Origin of the sequence: Psychrobacter sp. Ps1, from assembly GCF_022129425.1 — a bacterium.
Classification (GTDB): Bacteria; Pseudomonadota; Gammaproteobacteria; order Pseudomonadales; family Moraxellaceae; genus Psychrobacter.
This window is the reverse complement of the sequence record NZ_JADQAN010000005.1, coordinates 25585-47394: the sequence shown is the minus strand read 5'-3', so window position 1 is coordinate 47394 and position 21810 is coordinate 25585. Positions and strand designations below refer to the sequence as shown.

17 protein-coding genes are annotated in these 21810 nt (G+C 42.6%); 10 read left to right on the top strand and 7 right to left on the bottom strand.

Going from position 1 to position 21810, the window contains the following annotated elements:
• Nucleotides 1-352: 352 nt before the first annotated feature.
• The 5 genes from rpmI to I3249_RS03495 all read left to right on the top strand — a co-directional run bounded on the left by rpmI (nt 353) and on the right by I3249_RS03495 (nt 5511).
• Nucleotides 353-550: a 50S ribosomal protein L35 gene (gene rpmI / locus I3249_RS03515; RefSeq protein ID WP_057761939.1), complete on the top strand. Its 198-nt coding sequence runs from the start codon at nt 353-355 to the stop codon at nt 548-550.
• Nucleotides 551-669: 119 nt separating this feature from the next.
• Nucleotides 670-1026 carry a 50S ribosomal protein L20 gene (rplT, locus tag I3249_RS03510; RefSeq protein ID WP_011281252.1) on the top strand — a complete coding sequence of 119 codons (357 nt, stop codon included), beginning with the start codon at nt 670-672 and terminating at the stop codon, nt 1024-1026.
• A gap of 327 nt (nt 1027-1353) precedes the next feature.
• A complete protein-coding gene (pheS, locus tag I3249_RS03505) occupies nt 1354-2409 on the top strand; it encodes a phenylalanine--tRNA ligase subunit alpha (RefSeq protein WP_057761938.1) in 1056 nt (351 codons plus the stop codon).
• 188 nt (nt 2410-2597) lie between these two features.
• Entirely contained in the window at nt 2598-4997 is a 2400-nt protein-coding gene (gene pheT, locus I3249_RS03500) for a phenylalanine--tRNA ligase subunit beta (RefSeq protein ID WP_238068610.1), read from the top strand.
• Between the two features lie 214 nt (nt 4998-5211).
• Complete coding sequence (locus I3249_RS03495; RefSeq protein WP_057761935.1) at nt 5212-5511, top strand: integration host factor subunit alpha; 300 nt, start codon at nt 5212-5214, stop codon at nt 5509-5511.
• A 246-nt stretch (nt 5512-5757) separates the two neighbouring features.
• Here I3249_RS03495 and I3249_RS03490 read toward each other — a convergent pair whose 3' ends face one another.
• Nucleotides 5758-6114, bottom strand: coding sequence for a hypothetical protein (locus I3249_RS03490; RefSeq protein ID WP_238068609.1), 357 nt, complete (start codon nt 6112-6114; stop codon nt 5758-5760).
• Nucleotides 6115-6653: 539 nt separating this feature from the next.
• On the opposite strand from I3249_RS03490, the gene I3249_RS03485 reads away from it, so the two are divergent.
• Nucleotides 6654-7541: a neutral zinc metallopeptidase gene (locus I3249_RS03485; RefSeq protein ID WP_102092076.1), complete on the top strand. Its 888-nt coding sequence runs from the start codon at nt 6654-6656 to the stop codon at nt 7539-7541.
• 196 nt (nt 7542-7737) lie between these two features.
• Here I3249_RS03485 and I3249_RS03480 read toward each other — a convergent pair whose 3' ends face one another.
• From I3249_RS03480 to trxA, 3 genes are all read right to left on the bottom strand, one after another.
• Nucleotides 7738-7965, bottom strand: coding sequence for a hypothetical protein (locus I3249_RS03480; RefSeq protein ID WP_101204904.1), 228 nt, complete (start codon nt 7963-7965; stop codon nt 7738-7740).
• Nucleotides 7966-8282: 317 nt separating this feature from the next.
• Complete coding sequence (rho, locus tag I3249_RS03475; protein WP_201614993.1) at nt 8283-9551, bottom strand: transcription termination factor Rho; 1269 nt, start codon at nt 9549-9551, stop codon at nt 8283-8285.
• Between the two features lie 525 nt (nt 9552-10076).
• Nucleotides 10077-10403 (bottom strand): thioredoxin, encoded by a 327-nt coding sequence (trxA, locus tag I3249_RS03470; protein WP_057761928.1) that lies wholly within the window; start codon nt 10401-10403, stop codon nt 10077-10079.
• A 480-nt stretch (nt 10404-10883) separates the two neighbouring features.
• On the opposite strand from trxA, the gene I3249_RS03465 reads away from it, so the two are divergent.
• Nucleotides 10884-11597 carry an RluA family pseudouridine synthase gene (locus I3249_RS03465; protein WP_057761926.1) on the top strand — a complete coding sequence of 238 codons (714 nt, stop codon included), beginning with the start codon at nt 10884-10886 and terminating at the stop codon, nt 11595-11597.
• A 97-nt stretch (nt 11598-11694) separates the two neighbouring features.
• Nucleotides 11695-13320: an NAD(P)/FAD-dependent oxidoreductase gene (locus tag I3249_RS03460; RefSeq protein ID WP_238068608.1), complete on the top strand. Its 1626-nt coding sequence runs from the start codon at nt 11695-11697 to the stop codon at nt 13318-13320.
• Nucleotides 13321-13331: 11 nt separating this feature from the next.
• Here the strand turns inward: I3249_RS03460 and I3249_RS03455 are convergent, their stop codons facing one another.
• Nucleotides 13332-14279 carry an NAD(P)-dependent oxidoreductase gene (locus I3249_RS03455; protein WP_238068607.1) on the bottom strand — a complete coding sequence of 316 codons (948 nt, stop codon included), beginning with the start codon at nt 14277-14279 and terminating at the stop codon, nt 13332-13334.
• Between the two features lie 454 nt (nt 14280-14733).
• Between I3249_RS03455 and rapA the strand changes: the two genes are divergently transcribed.
• Nucleotides 14734-17622, top strand: a complete 2889-nt coding sequence (gene rapA / locus I3249_RS03450; protein ID WP_185156624.1) for an RNA polymerase-associated protein RapA — start codon at nt 14734-14736, stop codon at nt 17620-17622.
• Nucleotides 17623-17983: 361 nt separating this feature from the next.
• Nucleotides 17984-18886: an acyl-CoA thioesterase II gene (locus tag I3249_RS03445; protein ID WP_238068606.1), complete on the top strand. Its 903-nt coding sequence runs from the start codon at nt 17984-17986 to the stop codon at nt 18884-18886.
• An 87-nt stretch (nt 18887-18973) separates the two neighbouring features.
• Here the strand turns inward: I3249_RS03445 and mutY are convergent, their stop codons facing one another.
• A complete protein-coding gene (mutY, locus tag I3249_RS03440) occupies nt 18974-20245 on the bottom strand; it encodes an A/G-specific adenine glycosylase (RefSeq protein ID WP_238068604.1) in 1272 nt (423 codons plus the stop codon).
• Nucleotides 20246-20350: 105 nt separating this feature from the next.
• A complete protein-coding gene (locus tag I3249_RS03435; RefSeq protein ID WP_238068601.1) occupies nt 20351-21748 on the bottom strand; it encodes a P-loop NTPase fold protein in 1398 nt (465 codons plus the stop codon).
• Between the last annotated feature and the right edge of the window lie 62 nt (nt 21749-21810).

Sequence of the window (21810 nt, the reverse complement as noted above, 5' to 3'; positions counted from 1 at the left end):
TCCAGCTTAAATATTCATGGTAAATAAGTGGGTTTTAATAGGGTTTATATGAAGATATAGCTTAGTCTCTACTAAAGCACAGCTTAGGCTGACATTCAATCTATTTGGATAAAAATCAGCCGTTTTATTAGCGTTTTTAGGAGAGTCGCTATCGCTTATTTGATGCTGATTACTTGTCTATATTGTCTACTAAAACCTCGCCAAAACTTTACTTGGCAAAACAAGGCACTATCTGCTAAAATAGCGCCTCCCACCTCGAGGCAAATAGAGGTTTAGTGGTTATTTATATAACGATTATTCAGCATGACTATTTGACGACCAGGTTCTAAAACAGAAAAAGAGGCAAATCATCATGAAAGTTAAGATGAAAACCAGAAGCGGCGCAGCTAAACGCTTCAAAAAAACAGCGAATGGCTTCAAGCGTAAGCAAGCATTCAAAAGCCATATTTTGACCAAGAAATCAGCTAAGCGTATTCGCCAATTGCGTGGTCTTAAGTTGGTGCACAAGTCTGACGAAGCAGCAGTTCGTCGTATGTGCCCATACATTTAATAGCCTACCGTCATCTATCTTTGATTGAAAATATTTGACTTTGCAATCTGACAATGATGTTTGTTATTTGACAGCATCATCACTCGCTTAACAGTGATTAAAAAATCTTGGAGTAAATTATGGCCCGTGTAAAACGTGGTGTACAGGCAAATCGCCGTCACAAAAAAATCTTAAAGCGCGCAAAAGGCTACTATGGTGCCCGTTCACGTGTTTACCGCGTAGCGGTACAGGCAGTGACCAAAGCTGGTCAATATGCTTATCGTGACCGTCGCAACAAGAAACGTACTTTCCGTCGTCTTTGGATCGCACGTATCAATGCTGGTGCACGCTTAAACGGCTTAAGCTATAGCCGCTTCATCAATGGCATGAAAAAAGCAAACATCGCAATCGATCGTCGCGTTCTAGCAGACATCGCTATGCATGATGCAGCGACTTTCACAGCATTGGTCGAAAAAGCAAAAGCGGAATTGGCCTAAATATTAACCGTCCTTTAGGTATGACGCTTTTAAATAATTATTTATAAGCAATTTTCTAAATGGATAGGACTAATATTGATTAATAGTATGATATTAATAAAAGCTACCGCTGGTCGGTGGCTTTTTTTATATTAAATTATTTTAAGCGTGCTCTATATTGAACTTTATTGAGTAAAAATACGCTTATCATCGTCTAAATATTCAAGCCATTCTTATAACCAGCCTTTATATTAATCTTTTATATAAACATAGCTGGATAAATGGTTTGCAATATTTGGTCAAATCCCTACAATTAATAGTCCGTTCAAATCAGGAATAATGCGTCTTATGACTAACCCTGCTGCCACCAACGACTTGTCGGCGCTACCGACCTTGTCTTCAGAGCTCAATGAGCTTAACGAAGCTCAGCTTACCGAATTTGCGAGTGCTGCTGAAGCTCTAATCCTACAAGTAACTGATGCGCGTACACTGCAAGATTTGCGTGTGCAATTGACTGGTAAAAAGAGTCCGTTAACGGGCTGGTCAAAGCAGATGGGCAAGCTCGATGCTGATGATAAAAAAACTTATGGCGGCTGGTTGCATCAAGTACGTAGCCGCATTCAGCAAGCATTAACCGATCAGCAGCAGCAACTAGAAGTCGCCGCGCTCAATGCCAAGCTAGAAAGCGAAAGCATTGATATCACTTTGCCTGCTCGTGGTGGCCAAAAGGGTCATCTGCATCCAGTAACTATGATTACTCAGCGTATGCAGCAGTACTTCATTCAAGCGGGCTTCAATGTCGCAACTGGCCCCGAAGTCGAGAGCGACTACTATAATTTTGAAGCGTTAAATATCCCGTCGCACCATCCTGCGCGCGCGATGCATGACACCTTTTATTTTGATGCGCATTATCTATTGCGTACGCATACCAGCCCTGTCCAGATTCGTACCATGGAAAAAAATGAGCCGCCGATTCGCATCATTTGCCCAGGCCGTGTTTATCGTAACGACTCAGACCAAACTCATTCGCCGATGTTCCATCAGCTAGAAGGTCTCATGGTCACCGAGTCGAGTACTTTTGCTGAGCTAAAAGGCTTAATCAGTGAGTTTCTAGAAGCGTTTTTTGCCAAAGAGCTGACCGTACGTTTCCGTCCTTCATTTTTCCCATTCACTGAGCCGTCTGCAGAAGTGGATATCTTAGATGATAACGGTAAGTGGCTTGAAGTGATGGGCTGCGGCATGGTACATCCACAAGTATTGACTAATTGCGGTATCGATAGCGACAAATACACTGGCTTTGCTTTTGGTATGGGTATCGAACGCTTTGCGATGCTGTATTACGGTATTGATGACTTGCGCTTGTTTTTCCAAAATGACGTGCGCTTCTTAAAGCAATTTGGCTAGAGTTTTTTTTATAGCTATATAGTCAGTTTAAGTTATTTTAGATCCAAGAAAGGTGAGTGAAAGTGCTACAAATCGTAGACTGAGCGAGCCTGACGCTGTATCTAATTTATATAGAGTTGACTATAGCAAGTGAATTCGCCAAGCTTTACTCCAACATCTTTATTATAAAATTCTGATCCGAGATATTTATGAAAATTAGCGAACAGTGGCTACGTCAGTGGGTAAACCCTACAAATACTAGCGAACAGTTAGCCGAACAGTTGACTATGGCAGGTCTTGAAATTGATGATCGCTATGCGGTTGCCCGTGCTTTTAGCGGTGTGGTTGTCGGTGAAGTCATCAGCGTTGAGCAGCATCCTGATGCAGATAAACTACGTGTCACTCAAGTAAATATTGGTGATGCTGAGCCATTACAAATTGTCTGCGGCGCGCCTAATGTGACCGTCGGTATGAAAGCACCGGTTGCTACCGTTGGTGCGGTATTGCCAAGCGATGATAAGAAAGGGTTTAAAATCAAAAAGAGTAAGCTACGCGGTGTGGCCTCAAATGGCATGCTATGTGGCGCTTCTGAAATTGATTTAGTCGATGATATAGATGGCTTGCTTGAGTTGCCTGAAGATGCACCAGTTGGTACAGATATTCGTGAATATCTAGGTTTAGATAATCAAATATTGGATATCTCAATCACCCCAAACCGTGGTGATTGCTTTAGCGTACGTGGTATCGCTCGTGAAATATCTGTCATCAACGATTTATCTGTACAAATGCCAGAAATCTCTGCCAATACTGCTGGCACTGCTGCAACGCCGGCTGTGACAGTTGATGCAAAGGAAGCGTGCCCTCGCTATCTGTTGCAATCGATTCGTAATATTGATCGTAGCATTGATACTCCGAAATGGATGCAAGATGCGCTGGTACAATCAGGACTACGTTCACATAACTTCTTGGTCGATGTGACCAACTATGTATTGATGGAATTGGGTCAACCGTTACATGCGTTTGACGCAGACACGATCGAAGGTGATATCGTTGTACGTTTGGCACAGCCTGATGAAACCATCACTTTGTTAAATGAGCAAACCGTTACCTTGACCGGTGATGAGCTTGTGATTGCTGATGATAAAGGTGCTTTGGCACTGGCTGGTATTATGGGTGGTCAGCGTAGCAGTGTCACTGATAGCACTACCAATATCGTTGTAGAAAGTGCTTTCTTTAATCAGCTAGCCATTGCTGCACGCGCACGTCGTTTTGGGTTACATACGGACGCATCACAGCGTTTTGAGCGTGGCGTCGACTTTGAATTGCCAGCATTGGCGTTGGCACGAGCTTGTGATTTAATCACCAGTATCACTGGCGGGGAAGCAGGTCAAATAGTCACGGCCGAAAACCTTGAGCATTTGCCAGCACGCGCACCGATTACATTGCCAATCGCGAAAGTTCGTGATGTCATTGGGATTGATATTGAGCCATCTGAGATGGTACGTATCTTGACCCAATTGGGTTTTGACGTAGAGCTGCAGAGCGATTCACTGATTTGCAAGCCGCCATCTTATCGTTTTGATATGAGTATCCGCGAGGATTTAATCGAAGAGATTGCTCGTATCTATGGCTATGACAATATTCCAAGCGTCCTGCCACATTTACAAGTCAGTATGGATTATGATGATACTGCGGATTTGACCCATGAGATGAAGCTATCATTAGTCGACAACGGCTATATGGAAGCGATTAGCTTTAGCTTTAGTGATGCAAAACTAGAAGCATTGCTTGACGACGAAGCGCTAGGAGAGGTGTTGGCACTGGCAAACCCTATCTCTAGTGATTTGGCCGTTATGCGTCGTACCTTGCTATCGAGCCTATTGCCTTGCGTGCAATATAACTTGAATCGTCAGCAGCCACGTGTACGCTTCTTTGAGACGGGTCTTAGCTTTGTTGGACAAAGTATTAGTGACTTAGTACAAACGCCAAGTATTGCTTTAGTCGCAGTTGGTGATATATGGAGCGAACAAGCTTATCAAAACCGCGCCTTAGATTTTTATGACCTAAAGCATGATATTGAGCAGTTATTACCAGCACAAATCGATAGCGCACGTATTCGCTACGAGCGTAGTACGCTGAGCTTCCTGCATCCAGGACAAAGCGCTGAGTTGTATATTGATGATGTATATGTTGGTTGGTTGGGTCAGTTGCACCCAAATACTGCTAAGCAATTAGATATGCCTACTACATGGGTCGCTCAATTGTCACTGGCACCGCTATTGACGATTGCACGTGAGCAGCATGCTATCACGACACCAAGCAAGTTCCCGCAAGTACGCCGCGATATTGCTATCTTGGTAGACAGTGACATCAGTTTGCAGACGCTAGAGACAACCGTGCGAGCTGCAGCAGGTAATATGCTGACTGATCTTTGGTTATTTGATGTTTATCAAGGTGACAAAGTACCAGAAGGTCAGCGCTCACTAGCGTTTGCACTGATATGGCAAGATAGTACGCAAACGTTGTCTGACGAAGCCGTCAAGACTGCCACAGATAAAGTGGTACAAGCGCTAACTGACCAGCATTCTGTACAGCTGCGCGACAGCTAACATTTAGTAAGTATTATACCCAATGCTCTGTAGTCTTTTTACCATGAGGCTACGGAGCATTGCTATTCATAGAATAAGTTAAGTGGTTATTAATAAAGGATTTTAATGAAGACTTTGTTAAAAACGGTCAAAAAACCTTTATAATAGCTAGCCTTAACCCTCATACCGCTAAACCATGATATTCGACATCACGACATAGCATAGGAGTCGTACTGTGAGCACCTTAACCAAATCTGACATGATTGAGCATTTGATGAGTCACCTAAACCTAACACGCCAAGAAGGCCGCTGTCTGGTGGAGAACTTTTTTGATGAGCTGTCAGAGAGTTTGATTGATGGCAAAGAGGTCAAGCTTTCAGGCTTTGGCAACTTTGAGCTTAAAGATAAAAACAGCCGTCCAGGCCGTAACCCGAAAACAGGGGAGCCTGTTGCAGTATCCGCGCGCCGTGTGGTTACTTTTAAGACAGGGCAGAAATTTCGTCAGAAGGTTGACGAGCGTTTGTTTGATAGCTAATACCTAGTTTGGCACTGCGCTGAACGATAGTGTGTCTGTTTTATCGTGAGTTTATAAGAATACTAGTGCGTATTTGCACTTAGTTATTCTTGCGTACATCTATATATTTCGATATTGCAGCACGCATCTTATATTAGAGTTATCTATAAAGTAGAAACCTACTAAAATCATAAATAATAGACATAAAAAAAGAGAGCACAGGCTCTCTTTTTTTTACTACAGTTTATCTATTGTATGAACAATAAATTACTGAGCTTCTTCAACTACTACTTCGTCAGAAGCTTCAACAGCAGCAGTATCAGTTTCGCTAGCTACGTCAACGCTAGTAGTAGTACCGTCTACAGGAACTTCAGCGTCCATTTCGTCAGTAGCAGTTGCAACTTGAGCGTCAGCGATGTCAGCTTCAGCGTCAGCAACAGCAGCGTCAGCATCAGCAGTCATTTCGCCTTCAGCAGCAGCTTCGTTTAGCTCTTCAGAAGCGTCTTGCACTTCTTCTTGCGCGTCAGATAAATCTTCAGCAGCGTTTTCTTTGCTGCTATCACAGGCAGTAAGGCCCATAGTTGCAGTCATGATACCAGCTAGAGCAAGTAATTTAAGTTTCATATGGTTTTCTCCGGAAAAATGAAATGAGCAGTAGCAGCAACAAAGGTCGAAATCCGAGATTTCTCAGAATTCAACTAGTCTTAGTCGCAGCTACTCAGCTTCCACGCATTCTATAGGTTTTCTAAGTAAATAGAAATAGCCTGTACAATTAAGTAACAATAAAATTTAAAATAATATTTTACTTTCTCTATCCGATATACTTTTTAATACAAGAGGCTAGATTAATCGACGTATAATCAATGACATCAGAGGGATTGAGCCCTTTTTTAGTTATCATCCTTTGTCTCGAATTGTCGATATTAATCCCGTTTTTATGGGTAAGAATTGAATAGTCCGATTATCGTCTTATATTACATAAACCCTAGTTAAGTTAGCAATTTTATAGGTTTCTACTTGCATTTGGGATAGTAGACTAGGTCATAGCGTGAATTGACTGGCTAAATAACATATAACATAAGTAATGATTAATAGAAGTAGTGGCTAATAGAGATAGTGGTTAATAGAAATAATGAATCAATCTATATTTGAGGAATAGAATTATGAAATGGCAAGGTAGACGAGGCAGCTCGAATGTGCGTTCTAGCACAGGTGGCGGTAAGATGATCGGCGGTGGTATTGGCGGTATTATCATCGCAGGTATTTTATGGTTGGTATTTGGGGTAAACCCAATGACCGCATTACAGACAGGACAAGCGGTCACAGGCGGTGGTAGTGAGTCATCTACCGAGCTTGCAACCAGCACAGACCGAGACACGCAGTTTGTGAAAGTTGTACTAGCAGATACAGAAGAAGTCTGGCATCAAATCTTTAACGAAGCTGGTAGCACTTATCAAGAACCGTCATTGATTTTGTTTAATGGTCAGGTCAGCTCAGCATGTGGTAGTGCTAGCTCTGCAACAGGTCCATTTTATTGTCCAGGGGATCAGACTGTTTATTTGGATACGTCATTCTTCGTAGAGATGCGTCAGAATCTTGGTATTTCAGGCGATCAGCAAGGCTCTGGTGGTGAAGAGAACCAAGGTAAGGCTGGCGATTTCGCACAGGCCTACGTGATAGCACATGAGGTAGGTCATCATGTTCAGACGTTATTGGGCATCAGCCAACAAGTTAATGAAGCTCGTCAGCAAGTGACCCAAGCACAGTCCAATAAGCTATCAGTATTGCAAGAGTTGCAAGCGGATTGTTTTGCTGGTGTATGGGCCCAGCGCAATCAAGAACGTGTACAGTTTTTAGAGGCTGGTGATCTTGATGAAGCGGTGAATGCAGCTAGTCAAATCGGTGATGATCGTCTAGCAAAAGCGAGTGGCGGTGCAGTAGTGCCTGACAACTTTACTCATGGTACCAGTCAACAACGTGTCGAATGGTTCACCCGTGGTCTAGAAAGCGGTAATGTACAATCTTGCGATACGTTCAGCGGTGCACTTTAATGGCCATATGTATTAATAACTGTGTATTTGACTAATGATGTATTTCTAATACTAATGTTTTTGATTATAAGTCTAGCGCATGGACTTATAATCAAAATTAAGACATAAAAAAGTCTGCAACGAATTGCAGGCTTTTTTATCATCTTTTATCTGATATTACTCAATCAATTGTCAAATAATATCAGCGTAGAAAGATTTAGTTGTTATCAAGAACATAACCACCAGCACCGCCAATCGCTGCACCAGCCAATGCGCCACGAGCGATATCTTTGCTGTCGCCTTTGCTTCTAATAAGAGCACCAGCTGCTGCGCCAGCGGTAGCACCTTTAGCTGTATTGCTCATACCGCTATAAGAGTTACAACCAGTCATGATTAGGGCTGAGCTAGTAATTGCAGTCATTGCGATCGTTTTAGCAAATTTCATATTATCACCTATTAAGTCATCAAGTTTAAAATACAATACCTTCAAAATACTATGTCAATGATATTTTCAAGTATATTCCTACTGTCTGTCATAATAGTCGGTTACCAATAATATAGTCGTAGTAAAAACGCTAAACTTTGCAAATGAGATGTAAGCGATGTTGCCGTACTGTATCATCGGCAATGGCTGTGAACGACAGAGCAGCATAGTTTAATTGGCTTAACTATTAATATTTTGATGCTGCCATAAAAAAGACTACCTATAGGTAGTCTTAATATCAAATCGAAGCTGAATATGTCTAGCAAGCTAACTAAAAATTAGTTTTGCGATTTACGCTTCATTTGCTCAAAAAATTCATCGTTGGTTTTCGCTTCTTTTAGGCGATCCAACAAAAACTCAGTGGCTTGTACGCCATCCATCGGTTGAAGTAGTTTACGTAAGATCCATACTTTACGCAGTTTGTCTTCGTTCAATAGACGCTCTTCGCGGCGTGTACCAGATTTTTTGATATTAATCGCAGGGAATACACGTTTTTCAGCCAAGTCACGCTCAAGCGTAATCTCTTGGTTACCCGTTCCCTTAAATTCTTCAAAAATAACGCTATCCATCTTACTACCAGTATCAATCAATGCACTGGCAATAATAGTCAAACTACCACCTTCTTCCACGTTACGCGCAGCACCAAAGAAGCGTTTTGGACGTTCTAGAGCATTGGCATCTAGACCACCCGTCAATACTTTGCCTGATGATGGGATAACCGTATTATAAGCACGCGCTAGACGCGTAATTGAATCAAGTAAAATCACCACGTCTTGCTTATGCTCGACCAAACGTTTGGCCTTTTCGATGACCATTTCAGCAACTTGTACGTGACGCTGTGGCGGCTCATCAAAGGTAGAAGCGACCACTTCACCGCGTACTGTACGTACCATCTCAGTGACTTCTTCTGGACGCTCATCAATCAATAGTACGATTAAATAACATTCGGGGTTATTACGAGTGATTGATTGCGCGATGGTCTGTAGCAACATCGTTTTACCCGCTTTTGGCGGTGCGACGATGATAGAACGCTGACCTTTACCAATCGGAGCGATTAGATCGATGATACGACCAGTCAAATCTTCAGTGGTTCCGTTACCAAGCTCAAGTTTTAAATGCTCAGTTGGGAATAGGGGCGTCAGGTTCTCAAAAATAAGCTTATGACGTGAGCGATCTGGCGTATCAAAGTTAATTTCGCCAACTTTTAATAATGCAAAATAACGCTCAGAATCTTTTGGTGGACGAATCGTACCAGCGATACTGTCACCAGTTTTTAGACTGAAACGGCGAATTTGGCTAGGGCTGACATAAATATCATCAGGACCGGCTAAATATGAGCCTTCTGATGAGCGCAAAAATCCAAAACCATCAGGAAGAACCTCAAGTACGCCGTCACCATAAATGGCTTCACCGTTACGCGCATGGGTTTTGAGAATAGCAAAGATAATGTCCTGTTTACGGCTACGCGCCATATTATCAAGACCCATTTCTTTGGCGATAGCCAATAGCTCAGCGATTGATTTTTTCTTTAATTCAGTAAGATTCATAGATAGGTCATTAGCAATTGATCAGATGAGAGATGCCATTAGCAGCACAAGTCACGACAGTGATTAAAATAACGGTAATATGATGATATGGGTGTGTGCACAGCGCTGTAGTTTATGTAGTTTTGGTTTTATATGTCTGCTTATGTACGCATTGCCATCATTGGAGGCAAGGTAATAAGAAATAAGGATAAAAAAGGCTACATAAGAGTCTGCGTCAAAAACTCAATATCAGTAATTGCGTTTAGTCATTTTGTTCAGCAATGGTGTTTATAATGACGATTGTGTTTTTGTTGATAAACACGAGGAGAATAGCGACAAGATACTTAGGAAAACAGTTGGTTTTCTCTTGTCAGCAGACTATACGGTCTTCACAATAGCGTTGTCAATAAATTTTGCCAAAAAAGTCATATTATCGAGTTTTTTGCACAAAAAACAAGCAAAAAAGCCACTATCTTAGTTAGATAATGGCTTTCTCGGTTATTCTATTTTACCAGCTCAAGGTAACCTAGAGCGAGCAAATGTAGCTTATAAATGCTTGTCTAGTACTTTAGCCAACTCAGCTTTTGGCTGTAGGCCCATTACTGAATCAACTTTTTCGCCATCTTTGAATACAAATAGCGTTGGGATGTTGCGGATACCGAAACGGCTAGCCGCCTGCGGGTTGTTGTCCACGTCTACTTTGACGATTTTAACTTTACCTTGGTACTCAGTTGCTAGATCTTCTAAAATAGGAGCGATGGCTTTACAAGGACCACACCATGGTGCCCAGAAGTCTACTAGTACAGGTACGTCTGATTGTAGAACGTCTTGATCAAAGTCTGTGTCGGTAGTATGTACAATAAGGTCTGACATAATTTTATCTCTCTTGTTTTATTACTTCTATCACCACTCATCAACCTATATATTGGTTTAATAATAAATCAGTTGGTGGTCAAAGAATTGTTTAGAAGGGGTGAAAATGTGCCATTATATTAACATGTTTGCCCTAATTTGACAGATACAGGCTGGTTAAATTGTTTAACAACTAGTATTAGCACAATAAATCGAAACGGTGCAGCACAAGAGTGTCTAATCTGTTATTTAATACGATTATCCTTATCAAAGTATGTATCTTAGTACGATAGAAGTTTTATGTTTACCTCGTTTATATAGTAGCTAGTGATTAGTAGCTAGCGATATTAATAACGTTAAAAATCAGTCAAAGTTTTGCCCTTTTGTCCATATAACCGTTGCTCATAAAGTGGCTATCGTGCCAAATATAGCTATCATGTCCAAAAGATTAACCACCAAAAATCCTTATCTTAAAACCAATTTACATAAGTAGTTAATTTTATGCCTTTTACCGATGAAGAAGTTAATGCCCTCAATGCCCAAGAAAGCGCTTATCCGCTTGAGTTCTTTAAAAATTTTGCGCAAGAAATTACGGTTTATGAAGACGATGACATTTGGGTGGTTGATAAACCTGCAGGCCTATTAAGCGTCGATGGTAAAACACTCAAAGTCAGTCTGCTTGCTCGTCTTGAGCGTGCCAATCCAGCCGTTAAATTAATTCACCGTTTAGATATGGATACCTCGGGACTGCTTATTTTTGCAAAAAATGCAGCAGCGCAAACCAATATCAGTAAGCAATTCATCGAGCGTTTACCGCAAAAGAAATACCAAGCACGTGTCTTTGGTGAGTGGGAGCAGGTCGGCGCAACTGGTGAGATATCAGTGCCAGTACGCTATGAGCCAAGTACCAAACCGCGCCATATCGTCGACCACGACTGGTCAAAACATGCACTGACCTTGTATGAAGTTGTGGCTCATGAAACCTGTAATGGCGAGGCAGTCACTCGGGTCATGCTAAAGCCAGTCACTGGTCGCAGCCATCAGCTACGCGTACATATGGTCCATGTCGATCATGTGATGATTGGCGATCCGATTTATGCTGAAGGTGCTGCATTAGAGATAGCTCCAAGATTGAATTTACATGCACAGCAATTGCGTTTAAAGCATCCAGTACTGGGTGCTTGGATGGACTGGGAGAGTCCCTGCCCATTTTAAATCGTTAGATTTTACCGCTTGCTGTTAATAGATGCGATAAACAGCGGCTCTAAAGCCAGCTATAAAATGCCAGTCATGTAAATACAAGGGTAAAAGTATGCTTGATATCACCACGACCAAACAGGCTATCAAAAACCGCTTTAAAGGTAAAAATTCAAAGACAGATAAAGTAGTCGACTATGAAGTATTGATCATCGGTGCGGGTATTGCAGGTATTGGTATGGCTTGCCGTTTACAGCAACAGCAGCATAAAGGCCTATTCGGTCATAAAGCTCCCAAAAAGCAAAAGCAGGTAAATTCGACTAATAAGCATAAACCTCCACAGCGCTTTGCTATCTTAGAAAAGCGTGCTGATTTGGGTGGTACATGGGATTTATTTACCTATCCGGGGATTCGCTCTGACTCTGACGCCTTGACCTTTGGTTATAACTTTAGGCCGTGGCTTGATTATAGAATGCTTGCAGCAGGCGATGATATCAAGCGCTATATCGCCGATACAGCACGCGAGTTTGGGGTGACCGAGCATATCCACTATCAGCACGAAGTTCAGCAGATATCATGGTCTAGTGAGGATCAACAGTGGTCAGCAACTATTAAAAACCATGCAAGCGGTGAGATGTTTGTTAAGACTGCCAAGTTTATCGTAGGGGCCACTGGTTATTATGATTATGAACAAGGCTATCGGCCTCATTTTGATGGAGAGGAGGGTTTTCACGGTCAAATCGTCCATCCACAGCACTGGAATAATCTAAATTATGATGATAAAAAAGTCGTCGTTATTGGTAGTGGTGCCACAGCGATGACGTTGCTACCTGCGCTAGTAGATAAAGACAGTAATCAGTGTGCACGTCATGTCACGATGCTACAGCGTACGCCGACCTATGTGGCGAGCGTGCCGGGTGATGACCATGCTATGGACTGGCTATCAGGCAAGTTTTCACCATTATCAAAAGAGCAGGCTTATACGGCACTACGCGCGCGCAACGTGTTACGGCAACAAGGCCTGTACAAAGTTGCGACTCATGCACCCAAGGTGATGAAAGCAGTCTTAAAAAATGGAGTAAAAAAAGAGTTAAAGGGTAGCGGTGTTGATAGCAACCATTTTATGCCTGACTATAATCCGTGGGATCAACGAGTATGCGCGGTACCTGACGGTGATTTATTCAAGGCCTTGCAGGACAAACGTGCAACAGTGGTGACCGATCAAATCAGCCACTTTACTGAGACAGGAGTTATGCTGCAATCTGGCAAGCATCTCGACGCTGATATCATCGTTACTGCGACTGGCTTAAAGCTACAGATGTTGGGCGGGGCTGTGGTATATATCGATGGTCAAGCTGTCGATATTGGCACGCGTATGACTTATAAGGCAGTCATGATAGAAGGCATACCTAATATGGCTGCACTGTTTGGCTATACTAATGCCTCATGGACACTAAAAATCGATTTGGCTTGTCAGTATGTAGTGAGGCTACTGGGGTATATGCATAAGAACCGTTATCAAGTCGCCATGCCACAAGCACAGACTGCAGATATGACAGCCTGTGCTCAAGTAGATACCGTAATGGGTTCGCTATCGTCTGGATATGTCAGACGCGGCAAAGACGAGCTACCTAAGCAAGGCGATCGCTATCCTTGGTTTGTGACCAACAACTATCTAAGCGATCGAATCATGCTTAAGTATCGCAAGATAAAAGACGACTGGTTACTATTTAGTCGTTAGCGCCTTGGTAATTATTGATGATGGTTGTCGATGAAGTCAGCGACCTGCTTGCTTAACATCTGCCATAAGGTCTCTTGAGCGCTTTTGCTACCCCATGCATTGTGCGGACTAAAGATAACACGCGGATGGTCGCTGATACTGAGCAAAGGGTCATTATCGGCGATCGGTTCTTGTTCAAACACATCGCTAGCATAGCCGATGATTTGCTCACTATTAATCGCGTCAGTTAATGCCTGGCTATCAACAATGCCGCCACGTGCGACGTTGACGATGAGCGGTTGTTTAACCATTTTCGCCAGAGTATCTTTGTTAATAAGATGCTCAGTTTGTTCATTCAATGGACAGTGCAGACTGATCACATCCGCACGCGCTAATACTTCATCAAACTCGGTATAGTCGTCGCTGCGCGGTTCGCGTCCTTGGTGTTCTGCCCATAGTACGGTCATACCAAAGGCACGAGCAACCTCGGTTACGCGTTTGCCGATAGTGCCAATACCGATGATACCTAATATCTTATCTTCCAAATCAATCAGCGGAATATCCAGCAGGCAAAAATTGCCGTTTGCCAGCCACGTGCCATCAGCGACTTTCTGATGGTAGTGGATGCCTGCGCGCATTGCATTTAACATAAGCATAAATGTGTGTTCGGGCACGCTTTTGACCGCATAACCAGCGACATTGAACAGCGCAACACTGTGCTTATCGCAAGCCTCTTGATCGACGTTATTCATGCCAGTAGCAGTCAGTTGGATAAGCTTGAGTTTCGGCAATTGCTCTATTACTTCTGCACCAATCTGGACTTTGTTGGTAATAATAATGTCAGCATCTTTGCAGCGTTCAATGATGACAGCCGTGTCTTTTGGCGTGTCGTTATAAGTGATGTAATCGCTCACACCTATTGGCGCTGGCAGGTCAATACCTTCAGAAAACGTACCTTTATCTAAAAAAACGGCTTGCATGGCTAGTCCTCACTTATTGTTGTCTTATAGATAATTAGCGAATAAATGGCTATCGCATGATTTCTTATCGGCTTAATGTAGCACGTTGATATTTTTAGTCAAAAACGAATTGGCCAAATATCGATTGAATAGATATAAGCTGCTGTTGAAATAGGATAATCTGTATTATTTAACAATCGTATATTGGTCTGACATAGTATCGATTAAATAGCTGATAAAATCATAGCTATCGCAAGCTGCCTCTTGAAAATTCAACTTAACGCACTCATCTACCCGCTAACGTTATATAATGGTTGGGCTTAACGATTGGCTTGATTGGTGTTGTGGCACTTCTTCTATGTCTTTTTGACATTTTATGGTGTGAACAACCTTATTTAGCTATTGTTAGCCGCCATTGCTGTTTTCTAAGCTATCTATCTAAATTTCATTATCTGAGTACAAAAGACATCGCCTTATGACTATCTCTATTGCTTCATTGCACAGTACTGAATTCGCCGTTGGTCAACGTTATTTATCTGATACGGAGTCTGAGCTTGGCTTAGGTGTGGTCATCGATGTTGACGACCGATGTGTGCATATTTTATTTCCGCAAAGTGAAGAGACACGCGTCTACGCAAAAAACTCTGCGCCATTATCGCGCGTGGTGTTTAAGGTGGGCGATAGCATCTACGATCAAGATGGCAAAAGCTATACGGTCAATGCTGTTGATGAAGTGATGGGCGTACTTAAATATGGCGTCGATGAGCACGAGCGCGGCATCATGGAAACCCGTCTTGCTGCCAATATCACGTTGGCCAAGCCGCTTGAGCGTTTGCTTGCTGGCCGTATTGAGCGCGGTGATTGGTATGAGCTGCGTCAAGACATCTTGCGCATGCAGTCAGCGCTAGCAGGCCACCCACTAAAAGGGTTGATGGGTGCACGTGTCGATATCATCGAGCATCAGCTATATATTGCACATGAAGTCGGTAAGCGTATCGCACCGCGTGTACTACTGGCTGATGAAGTTGGCCTTGGTAAGACCATCGAAGCGGGCATGATTATTCATCAGCAGTTGCTAACAGGTAAAGCTGAGCGTGTGTTGATTTTAGTGCCCGATAGCTTGCAGTATCAATGGATGATTGAGCTGCGTCGTCGCTTTAATCTAAACTTTGCCTTGTTTGATCTAGTGCGTACTGCGGCTATTAAAGAACACGACCCTGAACAAAACGTCTTTGCCACTGAGCAATGTATCATTGGTGGTATGGATCTGTTACTCGATCACCCAGACTTATACGATCAAGCGATGGATGCAGGGTTTGATTTATTGGTTGTTGATGAAGCGCATCATCTGCATTGGGATGAAGCGCAGGGCGGCAATGATAAGTATGACTTGATTGCAGATTTCGCAGAAGAAACGCCAGGCGTGATGCTATTGACAGCAACGCCAGAGCAGCTTGGGGCGCAAAGTCACTTTGCCCGTTTGCGTCTACTTGATCCAGATCGTTTTGATGATTTGGATGAGTTTATCGATGGTCAAGAAGCTTTTGCAGAAACAGCAGCAGTTGCTGGCGTCTTGATAGAAGAAAAGCCATTGAATGAAGGCCAAATTGCTGCCTTAAGTAGTCTATTAGACATCAGTATTGAAGAGCTATCCTCAATCAATGAAGATGAAAAACTACGAACGCATGCGCTAAACGAGCTACTAGATCGTCATGGTACAGGTCGTATTTTGTTCCGTAATACTCGTGAGAGTGTGAAAGGTTTCTATGGCCGCAGTAGCCAGCCATATCCATTGCCATTACCTGAAGCATGGAAAGACAGCTATCAAACCAATGGCAAGTTGCGTGAGCAGCTATGGGGCGAAGAAAACCAACCAGATGGTGGCTGGTTAGAGGACGACCCGCGCGTCTCTTGGTTGATTGATATCCTACGCGGTGAGCTGAAGCATCAAAAAGTCCTATTAATCGCTCGTAGTGGTGCGACGGTAGAGAGTTTAGAGGCGGTATTGCGTCTGCATGCAGGTATCAAAACAGCTATCTTTACTGAGCAGATGACTTTGCTTGAGCGAGACCAAGCAGCTGCATTCTTTGCAGATAGTGAAGGCGCTCAGATACTTCTATGTTCAGAAATTGGTTCAGAAGGTCGTAACTTCCAGTTTGCAAGCCAATTAATACTATGGGATCTACCTGCTAACCCAGATACGTTAGAGCAGCGTATTGGCCGTCTAGATCGTATCGGTCAGACGCAGCAAATCATGCTACATGTACCTTATGTGCAAGGTACAGCGCAAGAGCGTCTGTATCAGTGGTATAACGATGCGCTGAACATGTTCAATCAGATATCGCCAACGGCACAAAGCGTGCAAGAGCAATATATCCAAGAGCTCAAGCCAATGCTTGAGGGTGCTGATACCGCTGAAAACAATGTCATCTTGCAAGACATCATTGACGAGGCGCTACAGACACGTTTGGGACTAGAAGCACAGCTACAAGCTGGTCGTGACCGTCTGCTAGAGTACAACTCATGCCGTCCGCGTGTCGCAGGTCGTATCGCCGATGCTATGCGTGACTTTGATGGTAATAATTTGCTGCCGCACTTTATTGAGCGTTTCTTTGCGTCTGCCAATATCGATCATAATATCCAGCGTGATGGCTCGTGGGTGATCGCACCTATCGATAGCACCGAGATCAGTGACTATATTGATGGTTTGCCACTTGGTGATGAAGACGGTATGACCTTGACCTTTGAGCGTGAGCAAGCGCTTCAACGTGAAGATATCGAGTTTATCACTCACGAGCATCCATTGATGCGTGCGATTTATGAGCTAGCGAGCACTAGCACCTTTGGTAACACGACAGTTGCCATGCTGAAAAGTGCCGCTGTTCCACAAGGTATGGTACTGCTAGAGGTGAACTTCCGTGTTGAAGCGATTGCGCCAAAAGTGCTTAATCTACCAGCGACTTTGTCCACGCAAAACATTCGTGTCTTTATCAGTGAGCAGGGTAGTGATTTATCGGCTCGTATCAGTGCTGAGATGATTATGCCGCACGTTGAGCGATTGGATAAAAACCGTGCCCGCCAAGTCATTAAAGTACGCGGCGATGTGATCGAGCAGCGTTATTACGAAGCTGAAGATATTGCTCGTCAGCAGATTGCTGAGATTGGTGAGCAAGCAAGTAGCCGCTTTAGCCAGCAGTGGTCACGCGAAATTAAGCGTCTAAAACATCTACAGACGATTAATCCAAACGTACGTCCTGAAGAGATTGAGCGTTTAGAGCAGCTTAAAGCTCAAGGTGAGCAAGCACTTGGTAACTTGTCATTAGTACCGGATTCTATTCGCGTACTCGTAGCAGTTAAGCCATAAACATCGGCGTATTTTTCAAAAACGAGGTGTTATTATACATCTCGTTTTTTTTATGGTTGAGATTACTTGTTTTGATCTTTATTTGTGATTTGTCTGGCAAAAACAGACAAGCAATACTTATGAGTAAGCCGACAGTAACTAGTCAAAGCCACCAATATTGGGTAAGATGTTTACCTTTTCTATAGAAAATAAATATTCGGTGATAACATCGCTAACGATGTCTGTATGTTTATTTTAAGGTCTCCTTCGACAGATCTTAACAAGTGATCTCGCATTATTTTACATTCAAATATGATGGCTATATGGCATCAATATCATCAGATGCTGAGCGTTTTTGATAAAAATAAGGAAACATATCGTCATGTCCGATAATCTACAACTGATTGATGAGCTGCTGGCTACTATCGCGCTTATTGAAGTTACCCCTGATGTGTTTGAGGGTAAAAGCCATGACTATGTGGGCAGTCGTATATTTGGTGGGCAAGTGCTCGCCCAAGCGATTATGGCAGCGGCGCATACATTAGATAAAGACAAACCTTGTCACTCACTGCATGGGTATTTTTTGCGTGGTGGCGATATCAACCAACCGGTAATATACCAAGTCCGTCGATTGCGTGATGGTCGTAGCTTGTCTGCACGTGAAGTCACCGCTATTCAGTACAAAGAAGTACGTGGTAAGCCGCCTGTTGAGCAAGTGATATTTTCAATGATTGCCTCGTTTTCACCGATGGAAGATGGGCTTGAGTATCAAGAAGACATGCCTGTCTATCCACCGCCAGAAGACTTGCTGACAGAGCAAGATTTAAAAGAAGAAAATGTTGGAAAAGTGCCAGAAGCGCTAAAAGCAAGATTTATGCGCCGCCGTCATGTCGAGATTAAGCCAGTGAAGCCGCGTAATCCGATTAGCCCAGAACCAATGAAGCCTAAGCAAGCAAACTGGCTACGCATTCGTGAATTGGGCAATCAGCCAGTGGCTATTCAGCAAGCACTATTGGCATTCTCGTCTGACTTTTATTTGGTTGGCACAGGGCTGATGTCACATGGTGTGAGCTTTATGACCAGTGGTCTACAGGCTGCCAGTATTGACCATTCGATGCATTTCCATCGTGATTTTGATTTGAATAAATGGATGTTGTATGACATGTGGAGTGATACCACGTCTAATGCGAAAGGATTGAACCATGGCCAGTTTTGGCAGGATGGCAAACTGGTCGCTACTGTGCAACAAGAAGGCCTTATGCGTTTACGTGTGCTAAAGTCTTAAAGTGCTGTAGGCTTAGTTATCTTTATATTATCATCATAAAAAAGCGACTCATTATTAATAGTGAGTCGCTTTTTTTATTCCAATTTCTTATTCTAAGATTTTAACCATCGCGCGAGGCAGTCCTAGGCTGTCTTGCGCTTTTTGTTCGGTTAGCCACTTAAATTCAATTTCAGCCGCTGCTAACTTCTGATTTAACTCAGTTACCTGCGTCGCATCAATCATCAGTTTACGCGGGGTCAAATACCAGTGAAAATGCGTCAGCGAATGTTTAATAGGAGCGTCATCGAGTAAAGTATTGCTAACTGATTTTGTGACCAGTTCATTTTTTATCAGCCATTCATTTATGATTTGCTCAGCAGTGGTAAATTCTGCTTCGTATACTTTTTCATTACTACGTACGTCATTTGGCATATTCGATAGTTTGTCATCGTTAGCTAGTGTCTTTTTAACGGTAGCCTTATTACTTTTACCATCAACCTTTTCCACAAACTGTAATGGCAAACTCCACAATCCACCCCAGATACCATTGTCAGGGCGTTGTAGCCACAATATCTCACCATCTGAACTTTCGATGAGCAGTGCGTCACTGAACTTACTAGGTTTGGGCTGCTTTTTTGCTTTGACGGGGTAATCAGTTTCGCGTCCTTGCGCATGGGCTAGGCAGTCTTCTTTTAATGGACATAATAGGCAGGCAGGCTTGCTACGGGTACATAATGTCGCACCCATATCCATCATGGCTTGCGCAAACAATCCTGAGTTTTCTGTCGGTGTTAGGCGTTCTGCCAATGCCCATAAATCTTTGGTGGTAGCAGATTTAGTGATATCACCGTCGATAGCGGCCCAACGTGTCAGCACTCGTTTGACGTTACCATCACAGATGACGCCATAATGATGCAGTCCCATCGCCATAATTGCACCAGCAGTCGATGGCCCAACGCCCGAAATAGCTTCCCATCCTGTGAGCGTCTGCGGAAAGTTACCCGTTTCATCGATTACTTCGACCAACTGCTTAGCTCCTTTATGCAAATTACGCGCGCGTGCATAATAGCCAAGCCCTGCCCAATGCTCGGCAACCAAATCCCACTCCGCTGCGGCCAAATCCTGCACGGTCGGAAATGACGCCATAAAACGTGCAAAGTAGGGCAGTACAGTGGTCACTTGCGTTTGCTGAAGCATCACTTCGGATAACCAAACGATATAAGGGTTGGGTGTATCGGTTTGATGCTGTTGCCAAGGTAAGTCATGGCGACCATTTTCGGCAAACCAATCGAGTAGGCGCGGGGCAAAGGAGTTTAGGGATGTTGGAGAATGGCTAAAATCGGTATCAGAAGGTATAGAGTTGGCAGTTAGCTGGGTCATAGGCTCTTATATTTGATTTTTTGAAGGTAAACAATTATACCTGATATACGTATTTGCTACGACCCAGTTTTGACGTGTTTCTATGAAATAATATAATAAAAATAACTACTTAACGATGTCGAATAGTAGGAGGTTATTGATTATCTGCTTAATGTATTCATCATTATGTATATCGCTGATATAATCATATTTGCCTAAACTAATCTTGATATGCCTTTGCACTTCTTGTTGTTCAATAGTACTACTTGGTAGGTCTAGAAAAGAATTTACAAAATACTTATCAAATGCAATCGAGAAAAGATTTTTGACGGACAAATCATTAAGGATGTCAGACCTAGAATACGGTTGCCTCATATCTAACCTAGTGCCTCTGACAAAATTTGAAAATTTAGTCGGATTTATATGTCTTGTTATGATTTGATTTAGTAAATCTCTATCCATCATATAAACAAATGATAGAAAGACCATTAAAATCTGTTCAATAGTCAATGATTTACTCCGCTCAATATTTTCAAATACTACTAGAGTCTCTATACAGCGGACGATTTGCTCAATATTTCGTAGAGACAGCGTACCAACATCAAGAAATGTTGGAATCTCATAGATAAATTCGTTGTCTTTAAAGTCTTGAGGAATTACCCTGCTAGCTTGAACTGTCGCTTTGAAATAAGTGACGTTATTTTCAATAGACCTGCCTTCAACATCTTTGATGGTCGTTGGCAGGTTAATTTGATATTTAAAAAATTTATATAAATAGCTGTGTGAGTCAGTCTCGCTACCATAGCTATGTTTTATAGTGGCTTTAAGCTGCTCAGCATTGGTAATTAATATAATTTGTACATTATCTACATCAAACACATGCTTGATCGTCTCTAACATCATTACTGCAAAATCTGGACGACAGCGGTCAAGTTCATCAATTAGAAGGATAACTGGATTAATAGCTGCTATATTTTTTAAGGCTTCTCTAAGAGTTGATAAGTTCTTTTCAGCTTCTACTTGATCTTTAATCATTGACTCAAGAGATTGGTCAATAAATGAGTCTGAACCATCTTCTATAGCTTCCATGCCCTCTTGAAAGTCGTCAGGAATATCTGCTGCATATTTGCCAAATGCCAAGCTCGCTATTGCCTTGATACCTATACCTGAGACTAAACGCAAATAGGGAATTGCGTTTTTGATAAAGCTTTTTCGCCTATCGTCGTTCTTATCATAGAATCCAGCCACTTCTGCAATCAGCGTTAACAGCGGCTCATTTGCATGGTCAGCTTGAAAGGCATTAACGTAACCAACTTTATAATTATTCGTATTGTTCGCTTCAATCAAATTTTTAAGTTTGAAGCAAAACTCGGTTTTACCTGTACCCCATTTACCGTCGATGATAAGTGGTGAGACATCAATATCTGAGTCCAAGAGTTTAATGATTTTTTCAGCGATAGGCTTACGTGTGAACTCATCTCTGCTAGAAAAAGTTAACTCTTTCATTACGCTGTAATCTGTCATTAAGCACTCTCTATATTTATAATTCTGATATACGATACTGATGTTATACAGATAATACAGAC

Coding starts and splice junctions, on each gene's coding strand:
- rpmI (WP_057761939.1), top strand. CDS start 353: ATGAAAGTTAAGATGAAAACCAGAAGCGGCGCAGCTAAACGCTTCAAA.
- rplT (WP_011281252.1), top strand. CDS start 670: ATGGCCCGTGTAAAACGTGGTGTACAGGCAAATCGCCGTCACAAAAAA.
- pheS (WP_057761938.1), top strand. CDS start 1,354: ATGACTAACCCTGCTGCCACCAACGACTTGTCGGCGCTACCGACCTTG.
- pheT (WP_238068610.1), top strand. CDS start 2,598: ATGAAAATTAGCGAACAGTGGCTACGTCAGTGGGTAAACCCTACAAAT.
- I3249_RS03490 (WP_238068609.1), bottom strand. CDS start 6,114: ATGAAACTTAAATTACTTGCTCTAGCTGGTATCATGACTGCAACTATG.
- I3249_RS03485 (WP_102092076.1), top strand. CDS start 6,654: ATGAAATGGCAAGGTAGACGAGGCAGCTCGAATGTGCGTTCTAGCACA.
- I3249_RS03480 (WP_101204904.1), bottom strand. CDS start 7,965: ATGAAATTTGCTAAAACGATCGCAATGACTGCAATTACTAGCTCAGCC.
- rho (WP_201614993.1), bottom strand. CDS start 9,551: ATGAATCTTACTGAATTAAAGAAAAAATCAATCGCTGAGCTATTGGCT.
- trxA (WP_057761928.1), bottom strand. CDS start 10,403: ATGTCAGACCTTATTGTACATACTACCGACACAGACTTTGATCAAGAC.
- I3249_RS03465 (WP_057761926.1), top strand. CDS start 10,884: ATGCCTTTTACCGATGAAGAAGTTAATGCCCTCAATGCCCAAGAAAGC.
- I3249_RS03460 (WP_238068608.1), top strand. CDS start 11,695: ATGCTTGATATCACCACGACCAAACAGGCTATCAAAAACCGCTTTAAA.
- I3249_RS03455 (WP_238068607.1), bottom strand. CDS start 14,279: ATGCAAGCCGTTTTTTTAGATAAAGGTACGTTTTCTGAAGGTATTGAC.
- rapA (WP_185156624.1), top strand. CDS start 14,734: ATGACTATCTCTATTGCTTCATTGCACAGTACTGAATTCGCCGTTGGT.
- I3249_RS03445 (WP_238068606.1), top strand. CDS start 17,984: ATGTCCGATAATCTACAACTGATTGATGAGCTGCTGGCTACTATCGCG.
- mutY (WP_238068604.1), bottom strand. CDS start 20,245: ATGACCCAGCTAACTGCCAACTCTATACCTTCTGATACCGATTTTAGC.
- I3249_RS03435 (WP_238068601.1), bottom strand. CDS start 21,748: ATGACAGATTACAGCGTAATGAAAGAGTTAACTTTTTCTAGCAGAGAT.